Here is a 26,958-nt window from a genome sequence, read left to right on the forward strand (position 1 = left end):
CACTAAGATGCTGCCGACTTCCCGTACCGTGCGTTTGTCGTTGTATAGCCTGCTGATCATCACCGGGGCGGCCCTTGCCGCCACCTTGGCCATCCGTCACACCGAACGCCAGGCGCTGGAGGAAGACGCCGCGCGAGCCAATCAGCAACTGGCGCTGTACGCCAACTCCCTGCACACCCTGATCGACCGCTACCGCGCCCTGCCCGCCGTATTGGCGCTGGACCCGGAACTGCGCGCCGCGCTAAACGATGAAGTCAGCCCCGAAGAGCAGCTTGCGTTGAACCGCAAACTGGAAAAAATCAACGGCGCCGCGCAGTCCTCGACCCTGGAACTGCTCGACCGCACCGGCCTGGCCGTGGCCGCCAGCAACTGGCGCTTGCCCAGCAGTTACGTCGGCCACAATTACGGTTTTCGCCCTTACTTCAGCCAGACCCGCACGCAAGGCACCGGGCGCTTTTATGCGGTGGGTGTGACCAGCGGTATTCCCGGGTACTTTCTGTCCAGCGCGGTGACCAGCGACAGCGGTGAGTTCCTCGGCGCCATGGTGGTGAAACTCGAATTCCCGGAACTGGAGCGCGAATGGCGTCAGGGCAGCGATACGTTGCTGGTCAGCGATGCGCGCGGGATTATCTTCATCGCCAACCAGCCGGGCTGGCGTTATCGCCAATTGAAACCGCTGAGCGACAGCGACCGCGCCGAGCTCAAAACCACCCGCCAATACGACAAACAGCCGCTAACCCCGCTCGAATATCAATCGGTGCGACGCTTCGACAACAACAGTGCGCTGACCCGGGTCGATGGCCCCGACGGGACAGCGGATTACCTCTGGGAATCGCTGCCGCTGGCCGCCGAAGGCTGGACGCTGCATCTATTGCGTCGCCCGCAAGTCGCGTTCGAAGACCGCCGCAACGCCGGGCTCGCCGCCGCCGGGGCGTGGCTGACGCTGGTGTTTCTGTTGCTATTCCTTAACCAACGCTGGCGCCTGGCCAAACTGCGTCAGCGCAGCCGTGAAGAACTCGAGCGACTGGTGGAAGAACGCACCCGGGATTTGCGCACCGCCCAGGACGGGCTAGTGCAATCGGCCAAACTCGCCGCTCTCGGTCAGATGTCTGCGGCACTGGCCCATGAAATCAATCAACCACTGACCGCCCAGCGCATGCAGCTTGCTACGCTGAGGCTGCTGCTCGATCACGGCCGGGTCGAGGACGCCTACAAGGCGCTCAAACCGGTGGACGACATGCTCACGCGCATGGCCTCCCTCACCGGCCACCTGAAAACCTTCGCCCGCAAAAGCCCCAGCGGTCTGCGTGAACGGCTGGACCTGGCGGCGGTGGTCGATCAATCCTTGCAGTTGCTGGATGCGCGCCTGCGTGACGAGCACATCAGCACCGTGCTACATCTGACTCGCCCGGCTTGGGTGCGTGGCGATGCGATTCGTCTGGAACAGGTGCTGATCAACCTGCTGCGCAATGCGCTGGATGCGATGCACGACAAACCCTGCAAACGTCTGGAAATCCGCCTCGAAGCCGATGAACAATTGTGGCGCCTGAGCGTCGCCGATAACGGTGGCGGCATTGCCGAAGAGAATCTGGGCAAGGTGTTCGATCCATTCTTCACCACCAAACCGGTGGGTGATGGCCTGGGCCTCGGGCTGGCCGTCTCGTTCGCTATCGCTCACGAAGCAGGCGGACGACTAAGTGCCGACAATGGCGAAAACGGCGCGGTGCTCACCCTGACGTTGCCCATTGATCTGGAGGTGCCTGCTTGATGCTCAATTCGGTGATGGTGGTCGATGACGAAAGCAGCATCCGCAGCGCCGTCGAACAATGGCTGAGCCTGTCAGGGTTCGAGGTGCAGCTGTTCAGTCGCGCCGACGAGTGCCTGGCGCAACTGCCGAAGCATTTCCCCGGGGTGATCCTCAGCGACGTGCGCATGCCCGGCATGACGGGGCTGGAGCTACTGGCCGAAGTCCAGCGCCGCGATGCCGATTTGCCGGTGATCCTGCTGACCGGTCACGGTGATGTGCCGATGGCCGTCGAAGCGATGCGCGACGGCGCCTACGATTTCCTTGAGAAACCCTTCAGCCCGGAAACCCTTCTGAGCAGCCTGCGCCGCGCCTTGGACAAGCGCCGGCTGGTGCTGGAAAACCGCGCCCTGCATGAACAGGCGGACAATCGCGCCAAACTCGATGCGACGCTGCTGGGGGTATCCCGTGGCTTGCAGACACTGCGCCGGCAAGTGCTGGACCTGGCAACGCTGCCGGTCAATGTGCTGATCCGTGGCGAAACTGGCAGCGGCAAGGAATTGGTTGCCCGTTGCTTGCACGACTTCGGTCCCCGCGCAGATAAACCCTTCGTGGCGCTGAACTGCGCGGCGATTCCCGAGCAGTTGTTCGAGGCCGAACTGTTCGGCCATGAGAGCGGCGCGTTCACGGGCGCCCAGGGTAAACGCATCGGCAAGCTCGAATACGCCGACGGCGGCACGCTGTTTCTCGATGAAATCGAAAGCATGCCGTTGGCCCAGCAGGTGAAACTGCTGCGGGTGTTGCAGGAGCAGAAGCTTGAGCGATTGGGTTCCAACCAGAGCATCCACGTGGACTTGCGGATCATCGCCGCGACCAAACCCGACTTGCTGGATGAAGCCCGGGCCGGACGCTTTCGCGAAGATTTGGCCTATCGATTGAACGTCGCCGAGTTGCGTCTGCCGCCGTTGCGTGACCGGCGTGAAGACATTCCACTGCTGTTCGAGTTCTTCGCACAGAGTGCCGCCGAGCGTTTGGGGCGCACCTTTGCGCCCTTGAGCGGACCGCAACTGAGCCATCTGTTGAGCCACGACTGGCCGGGCAATGTGCGCGAACTGGCGAACGTCGCCGAGCGACAAGTGCTGGGCCTCGGCGAGCCGGAACCGGCGAGGATCGATCCTGGCCAGTCACTGGCGGCGCAGCAAGAAGCCTTCGAAGCGCATTGTTTACGCGCGGCATTGACCCGGCATAAAGGTGATGTGAAAGCGGTGCTTGAAGAACTGCTACTGCCGCGTCGTACCTTTAATGAAAAGATGCAGCGGCATGGACTGACGCGCGAGATGTTCCTCGGCGAATGATCGTTCCCACGCTCCGCGTGGGAATGCAGCCCGGGACGCTCTGCGTCCCAAAAGCCGAACGCGGAGCGTCCGTTGAGGCATTCCCACGCGGAGCGTGGGAACGATCAACGCAGAGCGTGGGAACGATCAGGTTCGGCGAAAATCCGCTTGTCACCCTGCGCACCATAAGCGGATTTCCGCTCACTCAAGTTTCAAAACCCCTCTAAACCGGCCCTCCTCTCCTTGGCACAGCTCCTGCTATAGCCCCAGCAGGCTGCGTTTTAACGCGCTCCACAAAAACAATTAAACGAAGGATCCTTCAATGGATAACTCTAACGCCCTGCCTCTTGGGTCGGCTGCCGCGCCGGCTAAAGAAAGAACCACCGCCAGCCGGATCAAATCGATCTTCAGCGGCTCTGTCGGCAACATGGTCGAGTGGTACGACTGGTACGTCTACGCCGCCTTCTCCCTGTACTTCGCCAAAGCCTTTTTTCCTAAAGGCGACACCACCGCACAACTGCTCAACACCGCCGCGATCTTCGCCGTGGGCTTCCTGATGCGCCCGATCGGTGGCTGGTTGATGGGTCTCTACGCCGACAAGGCCGGTCGCAAACGTGCGTTGATGGCTTCGGTTTACCTGATGTGCTTCGGCTCGCTGCTGATCGCCCTGAGCCCGGGTTATGAAACCATCGGTATCGGCGCGCCGATCCTGCTGGTGTTCGCCCGCCTGCTGCAAGGTTTGTCGGTGGGTGGTGAGTACGGCACCTCGGCCACTTACCTCAGTGAGATGGCGACCAAGGAACGTCGCGGCTTCTACTCCAGCTTCCAGTACGTGACCCTGATCTCCGGCCAGCTCATCGCCTTGGCAGTGTTGATCGTGCTGCAACAGACCCTGACCACCGAGAAGCTGTATGCCTGGGGCTGGCGCATTCCGTTCGCTATCGGCGCACTGTGTGCCGTAGTCGCGCTCTACCTGCGTCGTGGCATGGAAGAAACCGAGTCGTTCACCAAGAAAGAGAAAGCCAAGGAAAGCGCGATGCGCACCTTGATGCGCCATCCGAAAGAACTGATGACTGTGGTCGGCCTGACCATGGGCGGCACGCTGGCGTTCTACACCTACACCACGTACATGCAGAAATACCTGGTGAACACCGTCGGCATGAGCATTTCCGACTCCACCACCATTTCCGCGGCCACGCTGTTCCTGTTCATGTGCCTGCAACCGATCATCGGCGGGCTGTCGGATAAAGTCGGTCGTCGGCCGATCCTGATCGCCTTCGGTATTCTCGGAACACTGTTCACCGTGCCGATCCTGACCACCCTGCATACTGTCCAGACCTGGTGGGGCGCGTTCTTCCTGATCATGGCGGCGCTGATCATCGTCAGCGGCTACACCTCGATCAACGCGGTGGTTAAAGCCGAACTGTTCCCGACCGAAATCCGTGCACTGGGTGTTGGCCTGCCGTACGCGCTGACCGTGTCGATCTTCGGCGGCACCGCTGAATACATCGCGCTGTGGTTCAAGAGCATCGGCATGGAAACCGGTTACTACTGGTATGTCACGGCGTGCATCGCGGTGTCGTTGCTGGTGTACGTGACCATGAAAGATACCCGCAAGCATTCGCGGATCGAGACGGACTGACAGCCAATAAAAAACGCGCAAAGGTGCAAAATCTTTGCGCGTTTTTGTCAGATTCACCGTGGGGCATTCTTCACGGTCAAGTCGGATCGCCACACAAGCCCCCTCCCACAGTGATCGAGGATGGGCTGGAAATATGCCGCAGGCCCTTGCACCATGAGCACCTCCCGAACGCTCCAGGAATTCACTGTATGCCCGACGACATCCACTTCTACGAACCCGCCAACGGCCATGGCCTGCCGCATGACCCGTTCAACGCCATCGTCGGCCCGCGCCCTATCGGCTGGATTTCCTCTCAGGACGCCAACGGTCGCCTGAACCTGGCGCCCTACAGCTTCTTCAACGCCTTCAACTACATTCCGCCGATCATTGGGTTTTCCAGCGTCGGGCGCAAAGACAGCCTGAATAACATCGAGCAGACCGGCGAATTCGCCTGGAACCTGGCGACCCGACCACTGGCCGAGCAGATGAATCAGAGCTGCGCCATGGTCGGGCCTGAAGTCGATGAGTTCGAACTCTCCGGGCTGACCACCACGGCGTCGAAAATCATTCAGGTGCCACGGGTCGCCGAAAGCCCGGTGTCCTTCGAGTGCAAGGTCACGCAGATCATTCAGTTGCAGCGCGCCAACAAGGAAGTGGTGCCGAGCTGGCTGATTCTCGGCGAAGTGGTCGCCGTGCACATCGCCAAATGGCTGTTGAAGGATGGGGTGTACGACACCGCCGCGGCAGAACCGATTCTGCGCGGCGGCGGGCCGGCGGATTACTTTCAGCTGGGGCCAGAGGCATTGTTCAAGATGTTCCGCCCGGGAGCGGCCAAGTAACTACCAGAGCAGGTCGGCGTCTTCTTTAACGTCTTTGAGGTGGGTCAGCTCTTTGGCCGCGGCCTCGTCGGCTTCATGAGCAGTCTTGAAGGTCTGGCTTTCCAGCACTTTGTGAAAACGCGGGGCACCGGAACCCCCGAGGGCTTTGACGGCAATCGCGGCGTGGTAACCGCCCTCGCCCGGTACTACGGCTGAAACGGCTTCGAAGTGTTCAAAGGCTTTGCGTGCCATGTCACGGATCCTGGCTAATGGAGAATGGCGCCATTAAACCCTCAACCGGCGAGTTTGTGTACCGCTGCCTTGGATTGGCCAAGGGCCTGGGTCGCCGAGACATCCTTGAAGGTATGGAAATCCAGGCTGTTGACCACCAACTCCTGCACCAGTTCGGCAAAAATTTGCATCGACGGGCTGCCGAAGTAAGCGGTCATCGCCTGTTGGTTGGTCCAGAAACCGGACACCAGCCACAGCTCTGGATCGCATTGCGAGTGCTGCAGGGCAAAGCTCAGGCAACCCGGCGCGTTGCGCGACGGCTCGATCAGGGCGCTCAGGCGCGCACCGAGTTCCGCCGAACGCCCGGCGCGGGCGCGGACGAAGGCCATATGACTGACGGGGATCTGCGTAGACATGTTCAACCCTCCCAGGTCATCCAGTGGCAGCCGGGGACGGGCTGCGACAGGATCCAAGATTAGGCGGCGCGCCCTGGTCGTCGTTAGTCGATTCCTGCCGGGTTGTTGCACAATCCTGCGCGGCTGCGAAAAACCTCTGTAATAGCATGCAAACCACTGTCACATCGCTGCAACACGACTTTCAAGCAAGTTTTCCCGGCGCTGACCTGCCATATCAGCCCCGCGCATTCACCTCGTGCAGAATCAGGCAAGCTTTTGGCAGGATGTGTCTACCGCTGTTCCTTGCACAAATTTAAGCTCAGCCCATTACCAACGCGTCACCGAGGATGCCCAGCATGTCGTCGCTCGATCATTTTCAAGCCCCGCTGGATGCCGACATGGAAAAACAGCGCGCGGAACTGGCCGCCCTCATCCGCCGTAACACGATGGAGGATGGCACGTATGCCACCGCCGTCGGTTCGCTGTTCATGTCGCGCCACAGTCAAAACCATGACTTCGCCCCGGTGCTGGCGCAGCCGGCCCTGTGCATCATGGCCCAGGGGCGCAAGGAAGTACGGCTGGCGGATGAATACTTCAATTACGACCCGCTGAATTACCTGGTGGTGTCGGTCTCTATGCCCTTGAGCGGGCGGGTGGTGAATGTCTCGCCCGAGGAACCGATCCTCGCCGTGCGGCTGGACATCGACCCGGCACAAATCACCGCACTGATTGCCGACGCCGGCCCCCTCGGCGTCCCCACACGGCCTACGGGTCGTGGCCTGTATGTCGAGCAGATCGACACGGCAATGCTCGATGCCGTGCTGCGGCTGGCACGTTTGCTCGACGCGCCGAAAGACATCGCCATGCTGGCGCCGCTGATTCGTCGAGAGATTCTGTATCGGTTATTGCGCAGCCAGCAGGGTCATCGGCTGTATGAAATTGCCATCGCCAACAGTCAGAGCCATCGCATCAGCCAGGCGATCAAATGGCTCAACGGTAATTATGAGCAACCGCTGCGCATCGATGATCTGGCGCGGGAAGTGAACCTGAGCGTGTCGACATTGCATCACCGTTTCAAGGCGATGACGGCGATGAGCCCGCTGCAGTATCAGAAGCAGTTGCGCCTGCAAGAGGCGCGGCGGTTGATGCTGGCCGAAGGGCTGGAAGCTTCGGCGGCGGGTTATCGGGTGGGGTATGAAAGCCCCTCCCAGTTCAGCCGGGAGTACAGCCGATTGTTCGGGGCGCCGCCGTTAAGGGATTTGGCGCGGTTGCGGTTGAGTGTTTAGCCGAGTTTGATGTTGATTGTTCCGGCCTCATCGCGAGCAGGCTCGCACACATTGGATTGGTGTACGCCAGCCCCTGTGGGAGCGAGCTTGCTCGCGATGGGGCCAGCAGTAAGTCAGGCGCTTAGTACTCGGCAAGCCTCAGCCGGCAATGTCACCGACACCGGATTGCCAATGCTCAACCCTACCCCCTGACACGGCGTGCTCAACGCGGTAAACGACACCCCGGAACACTCAACAGTCGTTTCAATCGTCGCACCGATATCCCGAACAAACGTCACCTTCCCGAGCAAGCGATTCCCCGCCGTGGCCTGGGGTTGCGACAGTTGCAGGTCTTCCGGGCGGATCAGCATTTTCACCTTCTCCCCCACCACAATGCTGCTGCAGATCGGCACTTGCAGCGCATCGCCACCGGGCAAGCTGACCTTGCCGTTGCCCAGCGCCGTGGCCGGAAAAATGTTCCCCGAACCGATAAAGTCCGCGACGAATTCATTGGCCGGATGCCGATAGATTTCAATCGGCGTGCCCACCTGCTGCACCCGATGCTCACCCAGTACCACCACGATGTCAGCCATGGTCATGGCTTCGCGCTGGTCGTGGGTGACCATGATGGTGGTGATGTTCAAACGCTGTTGCAGCTGACGGATTTCCACCTGCATCGATTCGCGCAACTTGGCGTCCAGCGCCGACAGCGGTTCGTCGAGCAGAAGGATTTTCGGCCGCGAGGCAATCGCCCGGGCAATCGCCACGCGCTGACGTTGCCCGCCGGAGAGTTTCGCCACTGGGCGATCAATCATTTCCTGCAGCTGAATCAGCGCCAGCAACTCCACCACCCGCGCCTGTTGATCAGCCTTGCTGACCCCACGCAGTTTCAGCGGATAAGCAATGTTCTCCCCCACCGTCATGTGCGGAAACAGCGCCAGCGATTGAAACACCATACCGAAATTTCGCTGATGCGCAGGCGTATGGCCGATGTCTTCACCGTCCAGGCGAATCTCGCCACCGGTCAGGGTTTCAAGCCCGGCAATCATCCGCAGCAAGGTGGTTTTGCCGCAGCCCGAAGGGCCGAGGAAACACACCAGTTTGCCCTCCGGCAAATGCAGGTTCACATCTTTTACCGCGCAGGCCGAGCCGTAATGTTTCTCGACGTTTTCCAGAATCAGACCAGTCATGTTGCACCTCAAATCAAAAGGAAACGCCACCTTCACCGACTAGCTTCTCCAACGCCCAAATGAGGACGAAGTCGATCAGCACGATCAGCACGGCAAACGAGAAAACGGTAGGGTCGAGCGAAGACACGGTGCGGCTGTACATCCAGATCGGCACGGTCATGACGTCGATGGTGTAGAGGAAATAGGTCACGGTGAATTCGTTGAACGAGACGATGAACGCCAGCAGCATGCCCGCCAGAATCCCTGATTTCATCAACGGCACCACCACATCGACAATCGCCCGAGTCGGTGAAGCGCCGAGCATTTGCGCGGCCTCTTCGACTTCGCTGCCGATGGAAAGCATCGCCGCGGTACAGTTTTTCACCACAAACGGCAGCGCCAGAATCACGTGGGCAATCACCAGCCGCGAGGTGGTGATCTGGAACGGCAGGCTGTCGAACACCAGCAGCAAAGCCAGACCCAACACCACCATCGGGAACACCAGCGGCAGCGACATCAATTGCAGCGCCACGGCCTTGCCGCGGAACTCGCAACGGGTCAGGGCGTAGGCTGCAGGCACCGCGATGATCGTGGCGAAAACCATGGTCAGACAGGCCACCATCAAACTGGTGCTCATGGCTTTGCCGAGGCTCAGCACATCGCTGGCGTCTGGCGACACGAAGGTGTTCCAGGCAGCCTTGTACCATTGCAGGCTATAGCTGCTGGGCGGGAAGTCGAGGTTCGACGCGCCGCTGAACGACATGACGATCATGGTCAGAATCGGCAGCACCGCCAGCAGCAAAATGAAGCCCGACAGGATGCCGGCGAACTTGCCGGTATCGCCCGGCAACAGCGAGTGGCGCTTCTTGATCAGGGTGCTCATTGGGAAGCCTCCAGCATGCGCCGACGACGGCCAGTGATGTATTCGGACAAGGTCATGATCGCCAGGGTGGTGACAATCAGCACCACACCGGCAGCGGACGCGGCGGGCCAGTTCATCAACGGAGCGATCTGGTCATGCACCATCACTGCCAGCATCGGCACGCGTCGGCCACCGAGCAGCAGCGGCACCACAAAACTGCTGGCGTTGTAGGCGAACACCAACGTCGCGCCGGTGATGATCCCCGGCAAACTCATCGGCAACACCACTTGGCGAAACACCTGCAAGCGACTGGCGCCGAGGGTGGCAGCGGCCTCTTCGTAAGTGCGGGCGACGCCGCGCATGGCGCTGGCAATCGGCAGCACGGCCAACGGGAACGCGGTTTGCACCAGGCCCATCAATACGCCGTTCTGGTTGTAGAGCAGCATGATCGGCCGCTTGATCAAACCCAGGCCCATCAGCGCCTGATTGAGCATGCCGCCGGGGCCGAGAATCACCAGCCAGCCGTAGCTTTGCAGCAGCAGGTTGACCAGCAATGGCAGCAGCACCGCCGCGAGGAAGATCCGCCGCACAAACGGCGAGGTCAGCCGTGACATGGTGTAAGCCACCGGGATCGCCAGCAGCACCGCAATCACCGCGCTGATCAGTGCCAGGCGCAACGTCAGCAGCAACGATTTGAGGTAATAGGGTTCCAGCAATTGGGCGTAACTGGCCAGGCTGAACCCGGTCCACTCCGCGCCTTTGGTGCCGACGCTCATGCGCAGCACCAAGAGGCTCGCGGCAATCAGCACGCCGAGAAACAGCATCGACGGCGAGAGGAAAAACCACGCACGCGCCGTCGGTGAGACACCCCGATTGATGCGCACGGGTGCGGCGCTTACCGGATGGGTCAGAGGTTGGTGTTCCATAGCAAAGGGTCTCGTCAATGGAAAGCAGCAAGACTTGGATTTGGCAAAACCTGTGGCGAGGGAGCTTGCTCCCTCGCCACAATGAATTTTCAAACCGCAGAAATCAGGAAGAAAAGATTTCCGTGTAACGACGAATCCATTGGTCATGCACGGTGGCCAGGAAGGCGTTGTCGTGCATGATCGCCTTCTCGGCAATCTGCTCCGGCGTGAGGATGTACGGGCTTTTGCGCGCTTCAGCGGAGATGATTGCCTTGGCGTTGACCGGGCCGTTGTAGATGTCTTCGGCCATCTTGCCCTGCACCAGCGGGTCCAGAGAGTGGTTGATGAAGGCGTAGGCCAGGTCGATATCGCCCGGGCGATTCTTCGGCATCACCGACAACATCAGGTCGGTGTAGAAGCCTTCCTTCATGCCGAACGTGGCGCCCAGGCCGTAGGCCGGATCGCGAATCTGTTTCGGGAAAAACGCCGGCGCGTACAAGCCGCCCATGTCCAGGGAACCGGTGCGGAACAGCTCGGCGATCTGGTTCGGGTTTTCGCCCAGGGTCACGACACGATCTTTCAGCTCGGCGAGTTTCTTGAAGCCTGGCTCGATGTTGTGTTCGTCACCACCGGCCAGTTTGGCGGCGATGATGATCAGGTCCATGGCCTCGGTCCAGTTCGGCGGCGGCAGGAAGATGTTCGGCGACAGCTCCGCGTCCCACAGGGCGGCATAGCTGTCCGGCGCTTCTTTGATGGTGCGGGTGCTGTAGACCAGGCTGTTGCACCACAGCAGGTAACCGATACCGTGACCGTTGGCGCCGGTGCGGTATTTCTCCGGCACATCGATCAGGTTAGGGATGCGGTTGAGGTCGGGTTTTTCCAGCAGGTTGGCGGCGGCCAGACCTTCGGCGCCGACGCCGGCCAGAGTGATGATGTCGTACTGCGGACGATCACCGCCGGCCTTGAGTTTAGCGACCATTTCCGAGGTGCTGCCGGTGCGGTCGGCAATCACCTTGCAGCCGTACTTGGCTTCGAACGTCGCGGCGATGTTGCGCAATGCTGCAAGGCCGGTGTCATCGGACCAGGTCAACAGGCGCAGGGTCTTGCCCTGGAAACGTGTGTCGCTGGCATTGGCCTTGATGAACGGCATGCTCATGGCCGCCGCAGCCACGGACGCCACGCCCACGGTTTTGATGAATTGACGTCTGTTCAGATCGTGCTCGCCCATGAAGGACTCCCTTTGTTTTTTTAAGTATGAGGTTGGTCGCAACCGTTGCATCCGCGCGGTCAGATCAGCTCCAAGCCCCCGGTTTCAAAGGGCAAGAGCGGCGCCGACAGCTTCATCCTGAGGTCGTGCAAAACACCTGACTATCGATAAAAACTCATTGAAGCCATGACGCTGGCGCATGCCTCATCACGAGGCATGCGCGGCCTTTTTTCGTGCCTTCAGACGGCCCGAATCACGTGTTTGATTTCCTGGAACGCCTGCAAACCCCACGGCCCCAATTCGCGGCCGATGCTGCTCTGTTTGTAGCCACCCCAGGCGGTCTGCGGGAAGATCACTTGCGGCGCGTTGATCCACACAAGCCCCGCCTGCAAAGCGTTGGCGACCCGATCAGCCGCTTCGGCGTCGCGCGTGACCACGCTGGCCACCAGGCCGAATTGGCTGTCGTTGGCCAGGGCAATCGCCTCGGCTTCAGAGCTGAAACTGCGCACGCAGATCACCGGGCCGAAAATCTCTTCGCACCACAGCGCACTGTCGAGGGGCACGTCGACGAAAATGGTCGGCTGCAAAAAATAGCCGCGTGACAGGTCCGCCGGACGATTACCGCCGCAGATCAACTTCGCCCCAGCGCTCAAACCGCGATCGATGTGCCCCAGCACACGTTGGTATTGCGCCTGATTGACCAGTGCGCCCATTTCCACGTTCGGGTCGAACGGGTCGGCCACGCGAATGGCTTCGGCGCGCGCCTTCAATCGCGTTACAAATTTTTCCGCCAGTTCATCGGCAACCAGCACGCGGCTGGTGGCGGAACACATCTGCCCGGCGTTGAAGAAACCACCGCCACAGGCCACTTCCACGGCCAGCTCGATGTCGGCATCGGCGAGTACCAGCAGCGAAGATTTGCCGCCCAGTTCGAGGCTCACCCCCTTCACGGTTTCCGCTGCCCGCTGCATCACCTGCACGCCCACCGCGTTGCTGCCGGTGAAGGAAATCTTGGCGATGCGTGGGTCAGCCGACAGCGGCGCGCCAACAGCCAGGCCGGTGCCGCAGACCAGATTGAACACACCGTTTGGCAGACCGGCCTCGGCAATGATCGTCGCCAGTTCCAATTCCGGCAGCGGTGTCACTTCCGACGGTTTGAGCACCACGCAGCAACCGGCGGCCAGGGCCGGGGCAAGTTTCCAGGCGGTGGTGACCATCGGGAAATTCCACGGCACGATCAGCCCCACCACACCGCACGGCTCGCGGCGCAAACGGGCGCTGAAATCATCGCTCGGCAACGCCACGGCGCTGTCTTGCTTCGCGTCCAGGCCTTCAGCCAGCCCGGCGTAATACTCGAAGGTGGCGATCACGTCGTCGATATCGATGGCCGCTTCGAACAGCGGTTTGCCGTTGTTGCTCGACTGCAACTTCATCAACTGTTCGCGACCGGCCTGCACGCCCGCGGCGATTCTGCGCAGGATCGCCCCGCGCTCGGCGCCGGTGGTTTTCGACCACGCTTTGAAAGCATTGGTCGCCGCCGTGACGGCCTGATCGACAGCGTGTTCATCGCCACCGTTCACGGTGGTCAGCAGCGCTTCGGTCGCCGGGTTGATCACGCGCAGATGTTCGTTGCCAGCGGACCATTCGCCATTGATGTACACACCATCGAGTGTGGTAGGAAAACTCATTTCAACACCGCCTTCATCCACTGGGTCTGATCGATTTCAATCAGGGTCGGGCCCTGGCGATCAGTGGCGAGACGCAATGCACCGCGCAGCTCTTCGACACCGCTGACCGCCTCGGCCGCGCAGCCCAGCGCCTTGGCCACACCGATGAAGTCCGGGGTGTAGATGTCCACGCCAACCGGCTCGATGGCGCGGTTGACCATGTATTTCTTGATCTCTTCGTAACCCTGGTTATTCCACAGCAGGACGATCACCGGCGTGCGTGCTTCCACTGCACTGGCGAGTTCCGGCAGGGTGAATTGCAGACCGCCGTCGCCGATCAGGCACACCACCGGAGGGCGTGCACCGCCTTCGACGCTGCCACCGAGCCAGGCGCCAATCGCCGCCGGCAAGGCGTAACCGAGGGTGCCGTAACCGGTGGACGAGTTGAACCAGCGGCGCGGGCGTTCCGGGTTGAATGTGAGGTTGCCGGTGTACACCGGTTGGGTCGAATCGCCGACGAACACCGCGTTCGGCAATTCATGCAAAACGGTTTCCAGGAAACGGGTCTGGGCCAGCGTCGGGGCGTCCCAGGTCGCGGCCAGTTCATCGCGCAAACGCGCGGCACGCACCTGGCCCCAATCGTTGCGACGCTCGGCCAGCGACTGGTGGGACAGCGCACTCAGCAAGGCCTGAGCGGCGTTGCGTGAGTCGGCCACCAACGCAACTTTCGGCGGGTAATTACGCACGGTCTGGTCGGGGTCAATGTCCACGCGCAGCAACACGCCGGGAATGTCGAAGCCGCCGGCGAAGGTGACGTCGTAATCGGTTTCGGCCAGTTCGGTACCGATGGCCAGCACCACGTCGGCCTCGGCGACCAGCGCGCGCGTGGCTACCAGGCTTTGGGTCGAACCGATCAGCAGCGGGTGGCTGGATTCGAGCATGCCCTTGGCATTGATGGTCAGGGCCACCGGCGCGTCCAACAGTTCGGCCAGTTCAGTCAGCTCGGCCGCCGCATCGATGGCGCCGCCACCGGCGAGAATCAACGGGCGCTTGGCACCGGCCAGCAAGTCAGTCATGCGGCTGATCGCGCTTGGCGAAGCACCGGCGCGGTCGATGTTCACTGGCACGCTGGCGAGCAAGTCATCGGCCTCTTCGACCAATACGTCCAACGGGATTTCGATGTGCACCGGACGCGGACGGCCAGCCTGGAACAGCGCGAAGGCGCGGGCCAACACGCCCGGCAATTCAGCCGCCGACATCAAGGTGTGGGAGAACGCTGCCACGCCGCCGACCAGTGCGCTTTGGTTCGGCAGTTCATGCAACTTGCCGCGACCGCCGCCCAATTGGCTGCGCGATTGCACGCTGGAAATCACCAGCATCGGGATCGAGTCGGCGTAAGCCTGGCCCATGGCGGTGGTGATGTTGGTCATGCCGGGGCCGGTGATGATGAAGCACACGCCCGGTTTGCCACTGGTGCGCGCATACCCGTCGGCCATGAAACCGGCGCCCTGTTCGTGACGCGGAGTGATGTGGTTGATGCTCGAACGGGCCAGCCCGCGATACAGCTCCACGGTGTGCACCCCGGGAATGCCGAACACCTGCTCGACCCCGTAATCTTCGAGTAACTTGACCAATACTTCGCCGCACGTCGCCATGTCTTTGCCCTTTTTGTTCGTTTGAGACGCCGGGCCTGCGCAGTGTTTATGATGGGTTGGCAGGTCCAGGGATGGCCTCATTGGAACGGGCGACACGCCGCCGCAACAATGGATAAAAAGTCATGCTAGCCATGTCCTCACGTCATACCTTGGGTCCCCATGAAACGATTGCCTCCCCTGCCGGCGCTGCACACTTTTCTGATCACCGCGCAGTGCTGCAACTTCACCCGGGCCGCCGAACAGCTGCACATCACCCAAGGCGCGGTGAGCCGGCAGATCGCCGGGCTGGAAGATCATCTGGGTTATGAGCTGTTCATTCGCCAGGCGCGGGGCTTGAGCCTGACCGCCGAAGGACGGGAATGGTTGCCACGGGTACAGCAGATTTTCGGCCTGATCGACGAGGCGGTGGAGCAGATCGGCGAGAAGCGCGAAACCCTGCAACTGAAAGCCCCGACCTGCGTGATGCGCTGGCTGTTGCCGCGTCTGTTGCAGTGGCAAAAGGAACGCCCGGACGTGCCGGTGCAATTGACCACCACGGTGAAGCACGGCGTGGACTTTCATCGCGAGCAGTTCGATGCGGCGGTGATGTATGGCCCGCCGCCGGACAGTTCACTGGCCTCCCAGCATCTGTTCGATGAGCAACTGACGCCCGTGTGTTCCCGACCGATGCTTGAAGGGCCCATGGCCTTGCAGACCCCGACCGATCTGCAACAGCACTTGTTGCTGCACCCCACCCGCGATGAACGGGACTGGAACGCCTGGCTGAAGGCTGCGGATATTCGGCTGAGCAATGTCGGCAAGGGGCAGCATTTCGAAACCCTGGACCTGGCGATGTCGATGGCGTCCCAAGGGACGGGCGTGGCGATTGGCGATTGGTCGTTGATCGGCGATGACCTGAGTGCCGGACGGCTGGTCATGCCTTTTGATTTGAAGGTGAGAACCGGGTTGGCGTATTACCTGGTGTTCCCCGAGAAACCGGCGCCTTCGCCGAAGCTGCGCGAATTGATGGGGTGGTTGGTGGCGCAGGCTCAAAGCCGCTAAGAGATCGTTCCCACGCGCAGCAAAGGAATGCAGCCCGGGACGCTCCGCGTCCCTTCCAAAGCCGAACGCGGAGCGTCCGTTGAGCCATTCCCACGCAGAGCGTGGGAACGATCAGTGAAGTTGAGTGCGGCGGATTACCACTTCATCTCGCCCTTGGCGACTTTGGCGCTCAGCTCCAGCGAGCTTTCTTCGCCCAGGGTCGGGTAGCGTTTTTTCATTGCGCCGATCAGTTCGGCAGCGTCTTTCGCCTTGGCGGTTTCTTCGTCGAAAGCCTTGATGTAACCGGCAGTGAACTGCACCGCCGCCAGAGAGCGAGCGCTCTCACCAAGGTAGTGACCCGGTACGATGGTTTTCGGCTTCAGCGCTTCGATCGCCTGCAACGTCGTCAGCCAATCGGCATGGGATTGCGGGGTCTGGGTATCGGCCATCCACACGTGAATGTTTTCCGCGACCACCACGCCACCGACCACAGCCTTGATCGACGGGATCCACACAAAGCTGCGATCCGGCTGCTTGCTGTCCAGGCCGATCACCTGCAATTTCTGCCCTTCCAGCATCAGGCTGTCGCCCTTGAGCACCTGCGGCACGATGGTTTTGCCCGGTACGTCGGCGCCCATTTTCGGGCCCCAGAACGCCAGCTTGCCGTCGACGGTTTTTTTGATGTGATCAACCGTCGGTTGCGAGGCCAGCACTTTGGCTTTCGGGAACGCTTTGGTCACGGTGTCGAGGCCGAAGTAGTAATCCGGGTCACCGTGGCTGATGTAGATGGTGGTCAGTTGCTTGCCGCTGGCGCGGATTTTTTCCACCACCTGTTCGGCCTGGGCTTTGCCGAATTGCGCGTCCACCAGAATCGCTTCTTTCTCGCCGGTGACCAGCACCGAGGTCACCGGGAAGATCGCGTTGGTGCCAGGGTTGTAAACGTCCAGCGTCAGGGTGGACGCCGCAGCGGCATGGGCCGCGAAGCCGAGCGTGGCGGTTGCCAGAAGAATGCGTTTGATTGAAGTGAAGCCGATCATCTGTTGCTCCGTTGTCCGAATGCCATGCTTGGCGATGGAACAGAGCTTAGTTGCCTGGTTCGATACAAAAAATGCGATGCTTGAACATAGTTTGTTTCTGAAAGCGGGCAAATCATGGATCGTCTACAAGCAATGCGGGTGTTCGTCACGGTGGTGGACCTGGGCAGCCAATCGGCCGCCGCCGATCACCTGGACCTGTCACGGCCGGTGGTTTCACGCTATCTGGCGGAGCTGGAGGATTGGGTCGGCGCGCGCCTGATGCACCGCACCACGCGCAAATTGAGCCTGACCGCCGCCGGGACGGAAATTTTGCCTCGCTGTCGGCAGATGCTCGATTTGTCCACCGACATGCAGGCCGCCGTCAGCGAACCGGACGACGCACCGCGAGGCCTGCTGCGGATCAGCGTCAGCACCTCGTTCGGTCAGGCGCAACTGGCGGATGCCATGGCGGCTTACGTAAAGCGTTACCCCGGCGTCAGCATCGATATGCAAATGCTCGACCGCACGGTGAACCTGGTGGATGAACGCATCGACCTGGCCATCCGCACCAGCAACGACCTGGACCCGAACCTGATCGCCCGGCGCCTGACGGTCTGCCGCTCGGTGATCTGCGCCTCCCCCGCTTACTTGCGCGAGCACCCCACGCCGCAACGGGTCGAGGACCTGAGCCTGCATAACTGCCTGACCCACTCCTACTTCGGCAAGAGCCTCTGGCATTTCGAACAGGACGGCGAGCAAGTCTCGGTGCCGGTGCAAGGCAACATCAGCGCCAACGAAGCCAGCACGCTGTTGCGCGCGACGATGGCCGGGGCCGGCGTGGCGATGCTGCCGAGCTATCAGGCGGGTGTGCATATCCACAGCGGCGAATTGATCCGCTTGCTGCCCCACGCCGAGCCCCGGCAGATGAACATCTACGCGGTGTATGCCTCACGCAAGCACATGCCGACGGCGTTGCGCAGCCTGCTGGATTTTCTGGTGTTGAGGTTTCCGGAAGAGCCGGCGTGGGATGTGGGTCTTTAAAAATCAAAAGATCGCAGCCTTCGCCAGCTCCTACACAACTCACCCGCGCTGACCTATGCTCAAAACAGTACCGAAAGGTATTCGTTCAGAGGTCAACGCCATGAACATAAAAACAAGAAGATACCTCGCCATTTTCATCACTTGCACGGCGACACTGGCGCTGTATGGCGCGGCCGCCTGGCGTGTCGAACAGTTGCGAAAAGTGCCCCATGACCATGCGAGCTGCTACTTCGAGCGCTGCATTCCCCATAACGCGACCCTCAACGCCCTCCGGTAACGATCACACCTGTGGCGAGGGAGCTTGCTCCCGTTGGACCGGGCTCCCTCGCCACAGGGTTCAGGCCTCTCTGTCCTGATCGGCCTTCAAGCGGTCGCGAAAAGCCTTGGGAGATATCCCCACGCGACGCCTGAACAGGCGCGTGAAGTTGGTCGGATCGGAAAAACCCAACACGTCGGACATTTCATAAATGGTCATGCTGGTGTAGGTCAGCAAGCGCTTGGCCTCCAGCAATTGACGCTCATGCATGATCTGCAACGCCGGTTGCCCCGCCAGCTCACGGCACGTGCCGTTGAGGTGGGACACGGAAATTCCCAGCCGATGAGCCAGGTCCTCGACCTTGACGTGCTGGCGATAGGTCTCCTCCACCAGCTGAATAAAACCGTTGAGGTATTCGCGAGCCCGCTGCGGACGCTGACTGGTGGTTTGGCGCTGAATCACCTGACGGCTGACCCACACCATGATCACGTTGACCAGCGAATGCATAAGCATTTCCCGCGCCGGTTGATGGCCGGTGTACTCGCTTTGCAGCGCTGAAAACAGGCTGTTGAGGTACTCGCTGTCCTTTCCAGCCGGGTAGCTTTCGGCCTGTGCCAGAGCGCTTACCGAATGGCCCAGTTGCGCCTGAAGATGAGCGATCAGCGGCGCGGCCAGCGTAACGACGAAACCCTCGACGTCCTCGGAAAACCGATAACCATGCACCGATAACGGCGGCAGAATCAGGATGGCCGGCTCGGTCAATTGTGAGCGTTTGCCTTCGATTTCAAGCTCTGCCTGACCTTTGAAAACGAAGAGTAACTGACACAAATCGGCGTGGCGGTGGGGTTTGATTTCCCATTGATGTTCGCGGCTGCGTTTGGAAATGGTTTCACAGTGCAACAAGTCAGGGGTCGGCCAGTCCAGGCTTTCACCGTAGAGTTTGAACACCGGAATCAATGGCAGGTCAGGCTTGTTCATCACTTCAATCCAGGCCTCGAGGGTAACGGGGCGATAATCGCACCGATTGGCAGAATGTACAGGTATCGGCTCAGTTTTCCCCTTCAATTGACAGACTCGCAAGTGAAAAATGCAAGTACTCGAGCCATAAAAATCATTCACCGGCCTTGGTCGCGTGGAGCTTGCGAGTCATAAAAACAATGAAAACACTGAAAACCCAAGTCGCGATCATCGGTGCCGGCCCCTCTGGTTTGCTACTCGGCCAATTGCTGCATAACGCCGGCATCGACACCCTTATCCTCGAACGCCAGACCCCGGACTACGTGCTCGGACGCATCCGCGCCGGTGTCCTCGAACAAGGCATGGTAGAGCTGTTGCGTCAGGCCGGGGTGGGTCAGCGCATGGACGCCGAAGGGCTGGTCCATGCAGGCTTCGAACTGGCCCTCGACGGACGCCGGGTACATATCGACTTGCACGCGCTGACTGGCGGCAAAACCGTAACGATCTATGGCCAGACCGAGGTCACCCGCGATCTGATGGCCGCCCGTCGGGACGCCGGTGCGCAGACGATTTATCAAGCTAGTAACGTCGTCCCCCATGGCATGAAAACCGCCGAACCCTTTGTCATCTTTGACAAGGACGGCGAAACATATCGACTCGATTGTGACTACATCGCCGGTTGCGATGGTTTTCATGGTGTGGCGCGGCAGTCTATTCCTGCTGACTGCCTGAAAGTGTTTGAGCGGGTGTATCCGTTCGGCTGGCTGGGGATTCTCGCCGACACGCCGCCGGTGCATGAAGAGTTGGTCTACGCACGGCATGAACGAGGTTTTGCGCTGTGCAGCATGCGTTCAACGACACGCACCCGTTATTACCTCCAGGTCCCGGCCCAGGACAGTGCCGAGGATTGGTCTGACCAGCGTTTCTGGGATGAGTTGAAATCCCGTCTGCCAACCGACCTCGCCGCCTCTTTGGTGACCGGCCCGTCGATCGAAAAAAGCATCGCGCCGTTGCGCAGTTTCGTGGTCGAGCCGATGCAGTACGGGCGGATGTTCCTCGTCGGCGACGCCGCGCATATCGTCCCGCCCACCGGCGCCAAGGGTTTGAACCTGGCGGCCAGCGACGTCAGTACGTTGTTCAATATTCTGCTGAAGGTTTACCGCGAAGGCCGTGTGGATTTGCTGGAGAAGTATTCCGAGGTCTGCTTGCGGCGGGTGTGGAAAGCCGAGCGGTTTTCCTGGTGGATGACCTCGATGTTGCATCGCTTTGACGAGCACGACGCGTTCAGCCAGCGCATCAGCGAATCGGAGCTGGCCTATTTCGTGGACTCCGAGGCAGGTCGAAAAACCATTGCCGAAAATTACGTCGGGCTTCCATATGAGGCTATCGAATAGCCTGCTATCGACTTACACTGCGAGCATTCCGGCTCGCCTTGCCACTGCGGGTCTATCACTGTCCGCAGGTTTACCCGTGACCAATCTGAATCAGCCTGAAACGCCAAAACCGGCCATTCGCAGCGTACTGATTGCCCTGATGCTGGCGATCTTTCTGGGTGCGCTGGACCAGACCATCGTCGCCGTGTCGATGCCGGCCATTTCCGCGCAATTCAAGGACGTCAGCCTGCTGGCCTGGGTGATTTCCGGGTACATGGTGGCGATGACCGTGGCGGTGCCGATCTACGGCAAACTCGGCGATCTGTATGGCCGCCGCAAGCTGATGCTGTTCGGCATGGGGGTGTTCACCCTCGCGTCATTATTCTGCGGCATGGCGCAAAGCATGGAGCAACTGGTGCTGGCGCGGATCCTTCAGGGCATCGGCGCCGGCGGGATGATTTCGGTGAGCCAGGCGATTATCGGCGACATCGTTCCACCCCGCGAGCGCGGTCGCTATCAGGGTTACTTCAGCAGCATGTACGCGGTGGCCAGTGTGGCCGGCCCGGTTCTCGGTGGCTACATGACCGAATACCTGTCCTGGCGCTGGGTGTTTCTGATCAACCTGCCATTGGGCCTGGGCGCCTGGCTGGTGGCCCATCGCACACTGGTGGGGCTGCCGGTGCCACAGCGCAAGCCGATCATCGACTACTTCGGCACCTTGTTGATGATCATCGGCCTGACGGCGTTACTGCTGGGCATTACTCAGGTTGGCCAGGGCTATTCGTGGCGCAGCACCCAAGTGTCGGGTTTGCTCGGTTGTGCGGTGATGGTGCTGGCCGTGTTCGTCTGGCATGAACGGCGGGCGCGGGAACCGTTGCTGCCGATGCACTTGTTCGCCAACCGTAATGCGATTCTTTGCTGGTGCACGATTTTCTTCACCAGTTTCCAGGCGATTTCCTTGATCGTGCTGATGCCGCTGCGTTTCCAGAGCGTCACCGGCGCCGGGGCCGACAGCGCTGCGCTGCATCTGTTGCCGCTGGCCATGGGTTTGCCGATAGGCGCGTACTTTGCTGGACGCCAGACCTCGGTGACCGGTCGTTACAAACCGATGATCCTGACCGGCGCCCTGCTCATGCCGTTCTCGATTCTCGGCATGGCGTTCAGTGCGCCTCAGGCGTTTGTGCTGAGCAGCCTGTTCATGTTGCTCAGCGGCATCGCCAGCGGCATGCAGTTCCCGACTTCGTTGGTGGGTACGCAAAACTCGGTGGAGCAACGGGACATCGGCGTCGCCACCAGCACCACCAACTTGTTCCGTTCCTTGGGTGGCGCAGTGGGTGTGGCATTGATGTCGGCGCTGCTGCTGGCGTTGTTACAGGAATCGAGTTTCGCGCACCTGGCCGGCTCGTCGTTGATTGCCGAGGGGCGTTCGGGGAATGTCTTGCTCGACGGTTTGAACGCCGCGCCGGGTGATGCGCAAAACGCCTTGCGCGCTGAGCTGCTGCTGACTTTCCGGCATTTGCTGATGGTCAGTGCAGCGGTGTCGCTGCTGGGGCTGGCGGCGGCGATTGCCATGCCGAACAGGGTGTTGCGGGGACGGGAGGACACGGTTCGGTAGTAATACCGAGAAGCGGCCTTCCGACCGATCGTTCCCACGCTCTGCGTGGGAATGCAGCCCGGGACGCTCTGCGTCCCATTGGAACGCGGAGCGTCCCTTGAGGCATTCCCACGCAGAGCTTGGGAACGATCAACAGGCCCCTATTAAGGCCGGGCGCGCAGTTGTTGCTGCAGATTCTGAATCTGTGCCTGCAGGGTGTTGATGTTGCGGGTGACCTGGCCGCGGAAGGCGTCGAACTCGGCGGTGTTGGAGCCACTTGGTGCAGCGGCCGGGCGGTTGTCCTGTTGGCTTTTGAGCACGATCATGTCTTGCTCCAGGCGATCGATGGCGGCGCTCGGGTTGCCTTGTTTCTTCAGCGCGACGATGTCAGCGCCCAGGCTTTTGAGTTGGGCGTCGAATTTGCTGGTATCGTCCGGCGCGCTCTTCAACGCGGCCAGTTCGCTGCTCAAGGCTTTAACCTGGGCTTGCAACTGAGCATTGGCGGTTTGTTGTTCGGTGGCTTGCGCGGTCATTTGCGCCAGGCGTTTGTCCAGCTCGGAGGTCTGGCCGAGTACGCCTTGCTGCTGTTTGCTCTGGTCCTGAAGCTTGCTTTCCAGCTGTTTGCTCTGGTCCTGGAGTTTGCCTTCCAGTTGTTTGATTTGCAGCTTCAACGCTTCACTGCCAGTGTTGACGTTGGACTGGCTGGCTACAACCTTGCCGGAAATGTCCTGCAAGCGCCCCGCCGCTTCCTCACTGATGCGCGCGAAACTTTCCTGGGTCGCCACCAGTTGCTGTTCCATCAGCGAAATCTGCTGAAAACTCCACCAGGCAAGACCGGCAAAGGCAAAGAACAACGCGCCGACCAATGCCCACAGCGGGCCAGTGCTCGGGCCTTTGACCTTGACCACCGGTAGGGTGCGCGAATGCACGGAAGTGCGAGTGGTGGTCGGAAAATCATCGTCATCGAGGCTGTCGGCGCGCAGGCTCGGGACATCGAAGTCGTCGTTGGCATCGTTACGCATGGGCATTAGGGTCAACCTTTGTGGAACGCGGTGATGGCTTGATGCGGCGAAGTATAACCCCCGCTGCCGCACCGGTTGACCCTGAACCCCAAACTCGGTTCAGTCAGGGTCGCCCTTGTGTGTCAGCGAATGTCCTGAGCCTTCCACCAGCCGCAGAATTCATCGAGGGCGGTCCAGAGGCTGACTTTCGGATCGTAGTCCAGATAACGCCGCGCGCGACTGATGTCCAGGGTGAAGTTTTTGTTCATGACTTGCATACCCAGCCGCGACAGGGTCGGCTCGGGACGACCTGGCCACAGCTTGCACACGCACTCGTTGAGTGCGGCAAGGCTGTAGGCCAAACCGTAGGAACGGTAGCGGGTAACCTGTGGGACATCCATTTGGCGCATCACGTAATTGACCACATCCCACAACGGAACCGGCGCGCCGTTGCTGATGTTGTAGGCCTTGCCCAAGGCCGATCCACTGGCGAGCAAGCTGCTGAGTAACGCTTCATTGAGGTTTTGCACGCTGGTGAAATCGACCTTGTTCAGACCATTGCCGATAATCGCCAACCGCCCTTTGCGCTGCATCTTCAGCAGTCTGGGGAAAATGCTCATGTCGCCGGCGCCCGTCACGAAACGCGGGCGCAGGGCCAGGGTTTCGAGGCCGAACTCCTGCGCACCGAAGACTTTTTGCTCGGCCAGGTATTTGGTCGCGGCGTAGGGATGTTTGAAGCGCTTGGGCACCTGCTCTTCGGTCAACCCCAGATGATCGCGGCCATCGAAGTAAATCGAAGGCGACGACAAATGCACCAGGCGCCGAACCCGCTGTTTCAGGCAGGCCTCGACCACGTTCTCGGTGACTTCGACGTTGCCTTGATGAAAGTCCTGATACCGTCCCCACAAACCCACCGCACCGGCGCAATGCACCACGGCTTCGACCTCTGAACACAGGTCGCGCGCCAGTTGCGGGTCGCTCAAGTCGCCCTGAATGAACTCGGCGCCACGGCGCACAAGATGCTCGACGCTCTCGGCCCGGCGACCGTTGACCCGCACGTCCAGGCCCTGCTCCAAGGCAAAACGCGCAAAGCGTCCGCCAATGAAGCCGCTTGCGCCGGTGACCAGAATCTTCATGAAGTATTCCTTCGGATACAGCTGCAAGCGTCAAGCTTCAAGCTGCAAGTTAAAAATGATGCGCAGGCTCTTCACTTGCAGCTTGCAGCTAGACGCTTAAAGCTGCCCGAAGGGCACGAGACATTGCTTCGAGGAGCGCACCAATTGATCGGTGAGTAACCCCAACAGCTGACCGCCATTGCGCCAATGATGCCAGTACAGCGGCACATCGATCGGCTTATCTGGCAAAAGCTCCTGCAATTGGCCGCGCTCAAGTTGCTCGCGCACCTGCAATTCAGGCACCAGGCCCCAGCCAAGCCCTGCTTCGGTGAGACGAAGAAACCCTTCGGACGATGGGCATAAATGGTGTTCGAAACCGCCGTCCACACCGAGGGACGCGAGGTAGCGATGCTGTAGGAAATCGTCCGGGCCAAACACCAGGGCCGGGGTTTTGGCTAACTGTTCGGCGCGCACACCTTCGGGAAAATGCCGGGCAATGAACGCCGGGCTCGCCATCGCACGGTAGCGCATCGCCCCCAACAGAACGCTGCGCGCACCGGCCACCGGCCGCTCACTGGCGCAGACACACCCTGCCACTTCGCCTGCGCGCATGCGTTTAAGGCCGACGGTCTGGTCTTCCACCACCAAGTCGAGCAACAGATGTTGTTCCGCGCAAAAATCCCCCACCGCCCCAGCCCACCAGGTTGCCAGGCTGTCCGCGTTTAGTGCGATACGCAGGCGTTCCGGCAGCCCTTCTTCATCCAGCGCCGGGACCAATGTCTGTAGATCGCGCTCAAGCAATCGCACCTGCTGCACATGGTTGAGCAATCGCCGGCCAATCTCCGTCGGCGCCGGGGGTGTGATGCGCACCAGAACCGGTTGGCCAACCCGTGCTTCCAGCAGTTTGATCCGCTGGGAGATGGCCGATTGGGACAAACCCAATACCTGCGCGGCGCGTTCGAACCCCGCCTGTTCGATGACGGCGGCGAGCGCGGACAGTAATTTATAGTCGAACATCAGTTTTCCTAATGGGCGATCAGTACTATTTGTTTTTCTTATACAGCTTTCAACCGGAGAATGGCCAGCAAGTACTTTTGAACAAGGATCGTCGATGCGGGTGGCGAAACTTCACTGACCATCCAGCGACGAATCTGGCGGCCGACGCGGAGTAAAAACCTTATGTGGCAAAGTTATGTGAACGGCCTGTTAGTGGCCGCGGGGCTGATCATGGCAATCGGCACCCAGAATGCGTTTGTGTTGGCCCAGAGCCTGCGGCGTGAACATCATCTGCCGGTGGCCGCACTCTGCGTCACCTGCGATGCGTTGCTGGTGGCCGCCGGGGTATTCGGCCTGGCGACGGTGCTGGCGCAAAACCCGACCCTGCTGGCTATCGCCCGTTGGGGTGGCGCGGCATTTTTGCTGTGGTATGGCAGCCTGGCGTTGTGTCGGGCCTGCTCGAAGCAAAGCCTGCAACAGGGTGAAAACCAGACGGTGCGATCACTGCGGGCGGTGCTGCTCAGTGCATTGGCGGTAACGCTGCTCAACCCGCACGTTTATCTGGACACCGTGTTGCTGATCGGTTCTCTCGGCGCACAACAAACCGAACCCGGTGCTTATGTAGTGGGCGCGGCCAGTGCGTCACTGCTGTGGTTTTTCACGTTGGCGCTAGGCGCTGCATGGCTGGCGCCGTGGCTGGCACGGCCGAGTACCTGGCGAATCCTGGACCTGTTGGTCGCCGTCATGATGTTCACCGTAGCGTTCCAGTTAATCATCGCTTCATGATTTATTCCAAAAGGCTCTGGAACCTCTATTCCACACAGTTGTTGCGTGGTTATGCCGCACCCCCGGTGCTATGATCCGATCCCTGCGCCGCAAAGAGTACAAACTCCCCGGCGTATGTCTGGCCGCCCGTGATCGGCCTTGCGCTCACCGCAACTGACCTGATTAGGAGAATCATCATGGCTTTCGAATTGCCGCCGCTGCCTTACGCACACGATGCCCTGCAGCCGCACATTTCAGAGGAAACTCTGCAATACCACCACGACAAGCACCACAACACCTATGTCGTGAACCTGAACAACCTGGTGCCAGGCACCGAGTTCGAAGGCAAGACCCTGGAAGAAATCGTCAAGACTTCCTCGGGCGGTATCTTCAACAACGCCGCTCAGGTCTGGAACCACACGTTCTACTGGAACTGCCTGGCGCCAAATGCCGGCGGTCAACCCACCGGCGCGCTGGCTGATGCCATCAACGCAGCCTTCGGTTCGTTCGACAAGTTCAAAGAAGAATTCAGCAAAACCTCCATCGGCACCTTCGGTTCCGGTTGGGGCTGGCTGGTGAAAAAGGCTGACGGTTCCCTGGCCCTGGCCAGCACCATCGGCGCCGGCAACCCGCTGACCAGCGGCGACACCCCGCTGCTGACTTGCGACGTCTGGGAACACGCTTACTACATCGACTACCGCAACCTGCGTCCGAAGTACGTCGAAGCGTTCTGGAACCTGGTCAACTGGAAGTTCGTGGCTGAGCAGTTCGAAGGCAAAACCTTCACCGCTTAAGCTTCGCGCCAGTCAAGAAACCCGGCTTTTGCCGGGTTTTTTTATGGGCTGGAGAAATGGGTACATTCCTACAGCCGTCTTCGCGGGCCATACCATTTTATAGTTGGATTGGGGGGCTCCCATTCCGGGAACATTCCCACAACACGAGTGGCATTCG

At 60.4% G+C, this 26,958-nt stretch carries 25 protein-coding genes; 12 read left to right on the plus strand and 13 right to left on the minus strand.

Annotation, left to right across the window (positions count from 1 at the left end; all coding sequences use genetic code 11):
* The first annotated feature begins 7 nt into the window (after positions 1-7).
* The 4 genes from LOY56_RS20420 to LOY56_RS20435 all read left to right on the plus strand — a co-directional run bounded on the left by LOY56_RS20420 (position 8) and on the right by LOY56_RS20435 (position 5,538).
* Positions 8-1,768 (plus strand): ATP-binding protein, encoded by a 1,761-nt coding sequence (locus LOY56_RS20420; RefSeq protein WP_258616839.1) that lies wholly within the window; start codon positions 8-10, stop codon positions 1,766-1,768.
* Positions 1,768-3,099: a sigma-54 dependent transcriptional regulator gene (locus LOY56_RS20425; RefSeq protein WP_258622792.1), complete on the plus strand. Its 1,332-nt coding sequence runs from the start codon at positions 1,768-1,770 to the stop codon at positions 3,097-3,099. The genes LOY56_RS20420 and LOY56_RS20425 overlap by 1 nt, the downstream gene beginning before the upstream one ends.
* Before the next feature lie 301 nt (positions 3,100-3,400).
* Positions 3,401-4,720 carry an MFS transporter gene (locus LOY56_RS20430; protein ID WP_258616840.1) on the plus strand — a complete coding sequence of 440 codons (1,320 nt, stop codon included), beginning with the start codon at positions 3,401-3,403 and terminating at the stop codon, positions 4,718-4,720.
* Positions 4,721-4,908: 188 nt separating this feature from the next.
* Entirely contained in the window at positions 4,909-5,538 is a 630-nt protein-coding gene (locus LOY56_RS20435) for a flavin reductase family protein (RefSeq protein ID WP_258616841.1), read from the plus strand.
* Here the strand turns inward: LOY56_RS20435 and LOY56_RS20440 are convergent, their stop codons facing one another.
* Entirely contained in the window at positions 5,539-5,769 is a 231-nt protein-coding gene (locus LOY56_RS20440; protein WP_258616843.1) for a hypothetical protein, read from the minus strand.
* A gap of 41 nt (positions 5,770-5,810) precedes the next feature.
* Positions 5,811-6,164, minus strand: coding sequence for a putative quinol monooxygenase (locus LOY56_RS20445; protein ID WP_258616844.1), 354 nt, complete (start codon positions 6,162-6,164; stop codon positions 5,811-5,813).
* A 335-nt stretch (positions 6,165-6,499) separates the two neighbouring features.
* Here LOY56_RS20445 and LOY56_RS20450 point away from each other — a divergent pair, with 335 nt between their 5' ends.
* Positions 6,500-7,429, plus strand: a complete 930-nt coding sequence (locus tag LOY56_RS20450; RefSeq protein ID WP_258616845.1) for an AraC family transcriptional regulator — start codon at positions 6,500-6,502, stop codon at positions 7,427-7,429.
* 113 nt (positions 7,430-7,542) lie between these two features.
* Here the strand turns inward: LOY56_RS20450 and LOY56_RS20455 are convergent, their stop codons facing one another.
* From LOY56_RS20455 to LOY56_RS20480, 6 genes are all read right to left on the minus strand, one after another.
* Entirely contained in the window at positions 7,543-8,598 is a 1,056-nt protein-coding gene (locus tag LOY56_RS20455) for an ABC transporter ATP-binding protein (protein WP_258616846.1), read from the minus strand.
* Between the two features lie 13 nt (positions 8,599-8,611).
* Entirely contained in the window at positions 8,612-9,460 is an 849-nt protein-coding gene (locus tag LOY56_RS20460; RefSeq protein ID WP_258616847.1) for an ABC transporter permease, read from the minus strand.
* Positions 9,457-10,365, minus strand: a complete 909-nt coding sequence (locus LOY56_RS20465; protein ID WP_052967302.1) for an ABC transporter permease — start codon at positions 10,363-10,365, stop codon at positions 9,457-9,459. The genes LOY56_RS20460 and LOY56_RS20465 overlap by 4 nt, the downstream gene beginning before the upstream one ends.
* A gap of 103 nt (positions 10,366-10,468) precedes the next feature.
* A complete protein-coding gene (locus LOY56_RS20470) occupies positions 10,469-11,572 on the minus strand; it encodes an ABC transporter substrate-binding protein (RefSeq protein ID WP_008069577.1) in 1,104 nt (367 codons plus the stop codon).
* Positions 11,573-11,790: 218 nt separating this feature from the next.
* Positions 11,791-13,239, minus strand: a complete 1,449-nt coding sequence (locus tag LOY56_RS20475; RefSeq protein ID WP_258616848.1) for an aldehyde dehydrogenase family protein — start codon at positions 13,237-13,239, stop codon at positions 11,791-11,793.
* Positions 13,236-14,873 carry a 5-guanidino-2-oxopentanoate decarboxylase gene (locus tag LOY56_RS20480; protein WP_258616849.1) on the minus strand — a complete coding sequence of 546 codons (1,638 nt, stop codon included), beginning with the start codon at positions 14,871-14,873 and terminating at the stop codon, positions 13,236-13,238. The genes LOY56_RS20475 and LOY56_RS20480 overlap by 4 nt, the downstream gene beginning before the upstream one ends.
* Before the next feature lie 159 nt (positions 14,874-15,032).
* Here LOY56_RS20480 and LOY56_RS20485 point away from each other — a divergent pair, with 159 nt between their 5' ends.
* Positions 15,033-15,914, plus strand: coding sequence for a LysR substrate-binding domain-containing protein (locus LOY56_RS20485; protein ID WP_258616850.1), 882 nt, complete (start codon positions 15,033-15,035; stop codon positions 15,912-15,914).
* Positions 15,915-16,048: 134 nt separating this feature from the next.
* Here LOY56_RS20485 and LOY56_RS20490 read toward each other — a convergent pair whose 3' ends face one another.
* The gene (locus LOY56_RS20490; protein ID WP_258616851.1) at positions 16,049-16,930 is read right to left on the minus strand and encodes an MBL fold metallo-hydrolase; all 882 of its coding nucleotides are present in this window, start codon (positions 16,928-16,930) and stop codon (positions 16,049-16,051) included.
* Between the two features lie 114 nt (positions 16,931-17,044).
* On the opposite strand from LOY56_RS20490, the gene LOY56_RS20495 reads away from it, so the two are divergent.
* On the plus strand, positions 17,045-17,950 hold the full coding sequence (locus LOY56_RS20495) for a LysR family transcriptional regulator (protein WP_258616852.1): 906 nt from the start codon (positions 17,045-17,047) through the stop codon (positions 17,948-17,950).
* Between the two features lie 100 nt (positions 17,951-18,050).
* Positions 18,051-18,227, plus strand: coding sequence for a hypothetical protein (locus LOY56_RS20500; RefSeq protein WP_258616853.1), 177 nt, complete (start codon positions 18,051-18,053; stop codon positions 18,225-18,227).
* Between the two features lie 60 nt (positions 18,228-18,287).
* Here LOY56_RS20500 and LOY56_RS20505 read toward each other — a convergent pair whose 3' ends face one another.
* A complete protein-coding gene (locus tag LOY56_RS20505) occupies positions 18,288-19,184 on the minus strand; it encodes a helix-turn-helix domain-containing protein (protein WP_258616854.1) in 897 nt (298 codons plus the stop codon).
* A 179-nt stretch (positions 19,185-19,363) separates the two neighbouring features.
* Here LOY56_RS20505 and pobA point away from each other — a divergent pair, with 179 nt between their 5' ends.
* Both pobA and LOY56_RS20515 read left to right on the plus strand, forming a co-directional pair.
* Positions 19,364-20,557, plus strand: a complete 1,194-nt coding sequence (gene pobA / locus LOY56_RS20510; RefSeq protein WP_258616855.1) for a 4-hydroxybenzoate 3-monooxygenase — start codon at positions 19,364-19,366, stop codon at positions 20,555-20,557.
* A 76-nt stretch (positions 20,558-20,633) separates the two neighbouring features.
* On the plus strand, positions 20,634-22,151 hold the full coding sequence (locus LOY56_RS20515) for an MDR family MFS transporter (RefSeq protein WP_258616856.1): 1,518 nt from the start codon (positions 20,634-20,636) through the stop codon (positions 22,149-22,151).
* A 143-nt stretch (positions 22,152-22,294) separates the two neighbouring features.
* Here the strand turns inward: LOY56_RS20515 and LOY56_RS20520 are convergent, their stop codons facing one another.
* From LOY56_RS20520 to LOY56_RS20530, 3 genes are all read right to left on the minus strand, one after another.
* Positions 22,295-23,158, minus strand: a complete 864-nt coding sequence (locus tag LOY56_RS20520; RefSeq protein WP_258616857.1) for an ATPase — start codon at positions 23,156-23,158, stop codon at positions 22,295-22,297.
* Positions 23,159-23,274: 116 nt separating this feature from the next.
* Positions 23,275-24,267 (minus strand): NAD(P)-dependent oxidoreductase, encoded by a 993-nt coding sequence (locus LOY56_RS20525; protein WP_258616858.1) that lies wholly within the window; start codon positions 24,265-24,267, stop codon positions 23,275-23,277.
* A gap of 96 nt (positions 24,268-24,363) precedes the next feature.
* Positions 24,364-25,263: a LysR family transcriptional regulator ArgP gene (locus LOY56_RS20530; RefSeq protein ID WP_258616859.1), complete on the minus strand. Its 900-nt coding sequence runs from the start codon at positions 25,261-25,263 to the stop codon at positions 24,364-24,366.
* A 162-nt stretch (positions 25,264-25,425) separates the two neighbouring features.
* Between LOY56_RS20530 and LOY56_RS20535 the strand changes: the two genes are divergently transcribed.
* Together LOY56_RS20535 and LOY56_RS20540 are read left to right on the plus strand one after the other, a co-directional pair.
* The gene (locus LOY56_RS20535; RefSeq protein ID WP_258616861.1) at positions 25,426-26,028 is read left to right on the plus strand and encodes a LysE/ArgO family amino acid transporter; all 603 of its coding nucleotides are present in this window, start codon (positions 25,426-25,428) and stop codon (positions 26,026-26,028) included.
* 176 nt (positions 26,029-26,204) lie between these two features.
* Positions 26,205-26,801, plus strand: coding sequence for a superoxide dismutase (locus LOY56_RS20540; RefSeq protein ID WP_007898423.1), 597 nt, complete (start codon positions 26,205-26,207; stop codon positions 26,799-26,801).
* Positions 26,802-26,958 lie beyond the last annotated feature (157 nt).

The organism is Pseudomonas sp. B21-048 (genome assembly GCF_024748615.1).
Classification (GTDB): Bacteria; Pseudomonadota; Gammaproteobacteria; order Pseudomonadales; family Pseudomonadaceae; genus Aquipseudomonas.

Bases quoted from the DNA above. Each gene is read 5' to 3' on its own strand.
- LOY56_RS20420 (WP_258616839.1), top strand. From the start codon at position 8: ATGCTGCCGACTTCCCGTACCGTGCGTTTGTCGTTGTATAGCCTGCTG.
- LOY56_RS20425 (WP_258622792.1), top strand. From the start codon at position 1,768: ATGCTCAATTCGGTGATGGTGGTCGATGACGAAAGCAGCATCCGCAGC.
- LOY56_RS20430 (WP_258616840.1), top strand. From the start codon at position 3,401: ATGGATAACTCTAACGCCCTGCCTCTTGGGTCGGCTGCCGCGCCGGCT.
- LOY56_RS20435 (WP_258616841.1), top strand. From the start codon at position 4,909: ATGCCCGACGACATCCACTTCTACGAACCCGCCAACGGCCATGGCCTG.
- LOY56_RS20440 (WP_258616843.1), bottom strand. From the start codon at position 5,769: ATGGCACGCAAAGCCTTTGAACACTTCGAAGCCGTTTCAGCCGTAGTA.
- LOY56_RS20445 (WP_258616844.1), bottom strand. From the start codon at position 6,164: ATGTCTACGCAGATCCCCGTCAGTCATATGGCCTTCGTCCGCGCCCGC.
- LOY56_RS20450 (WP_258616845.1), top strand. From the start codon at position 6,500: ATGTCGTCGCTCGATCATTTTCAAGCCCCGCTGGATGCCGACATGGAA.
- LOY56_RS20455 (WP_258616846.1), bottom strand. From the start codon at position 8,598: ATGACTGGTCTGATTCTGGAAAACGTCGAGAAACATTACGGCTCGGCC.
- LOY56_RS20460 (WP_258616847.1), bottom strand. From the start codon at position 9,460: ATGAGCACCCTGATCAAGAAGCGCCACTCGCTGTTGCCGGGCGATACC.
- LOY56_RS20465 (WP_052967302.1), bottom strand. From the start codon at position 10,365: ATGGAACACCAACCTCTGACCCATCCGGTAAGCGCCGCACCCGTGCGC.
- LOY56_RS20470 (WP_008069577.1), bottom strand. From the start codon at position 11,572: ATGGGCGAGCACGATCTGAACAGACGTCAATTCATCAAAACCGTGGGC.
- LOY56_RS20475 (WP_258616848.1), bottom strand. From the start codon at position 13,239: ATGAGTTTTCCTACCACACTCGATGGTGTGTACATCAATGGCGAATGG.
- LOY56_RS20480 (WP_258616849.1), bottom strand. From the start codon at position 14,873: ATGGCGACGTGCGGCGAAGTATTGGTCAAGTTACTCGAAGATTACGGG.
- LOY56_RS20485 (WP_258616850.1), top strand. From the start codon at position 15,033: ATGAAACGATTGCCTCCCCTGCCGGCGCTGCACACTTTTCTGATCACC.
- LOY56_RS20490 (WP_258616851.1), bottom strand. From the start codon at position 16,930: ATGATCGGCTTCACTTCAATCAAACGCATTCTTCTGGCAACCGCCACG.
- LOY56_RS20495 (WP_258616852.1), top strand. From the start codon at position 17,045: ATGGATCGTCTACAAGCAATGCGGGTGTTCGTCACGGTGGTGGACCTG.
- LOY56_RS20500 (WP_258616853.1), top strand. From the start codon at position 18,051: ATGAACATAAAAACAAGAAGATACCTCGCCATTTTCATCACTTGCACG.
- LOY56_RS20505 (WP_258616854.1), bottom strand. From the start codon at position 19,184: ATGAACAAGCCTGACCTGCCATTGATTCCGGTGTTCAAACTCTACGGT.
- pobA (WP_258616855.1), top strand. From the start codon at position 19,364: ATGAAAACACTGAAAACCCAAGTCGCGATCATCGGTGCCGGCCCCTCT.
- LOY56_RS20520 (WP_258616857.1), bottom strand. From the start codon at position 23,158: ATGCCCATGCGTAACGATGCCAACGACGACTTCGATGTCCCGAGCCTG.
- LOY56_RS20525 (WP_258616858.1), bottom strand. From the start codon at position 24,267: ATGAAGATTCTGGTCACCGGCGCAAGCGGCTTCATTGGCGGACGCTTT.
- LOY56_RS20530 (WP_258616859.1), bottom strand. From the start codon at position 25,263: ATGTTCGACTATAAATTACTGTCCGCGCTCGCCGCCGTCATCGAACAG.
- LOY56_RS20535 (WP_258616861.1), top strand. From the start codon at position 25,426: ATGTGGCAAAGTTATGTGAACGGCCTGTTAGTGGCCGCGGGGCTGATC.
- LOY56_RS20540 (WP_007898423.1), top strand. From the start codon at position 26,205: ATGGCTTTCGAATTGCCGCCGCTGCCTTACGCACACGATGCCCTGCAG.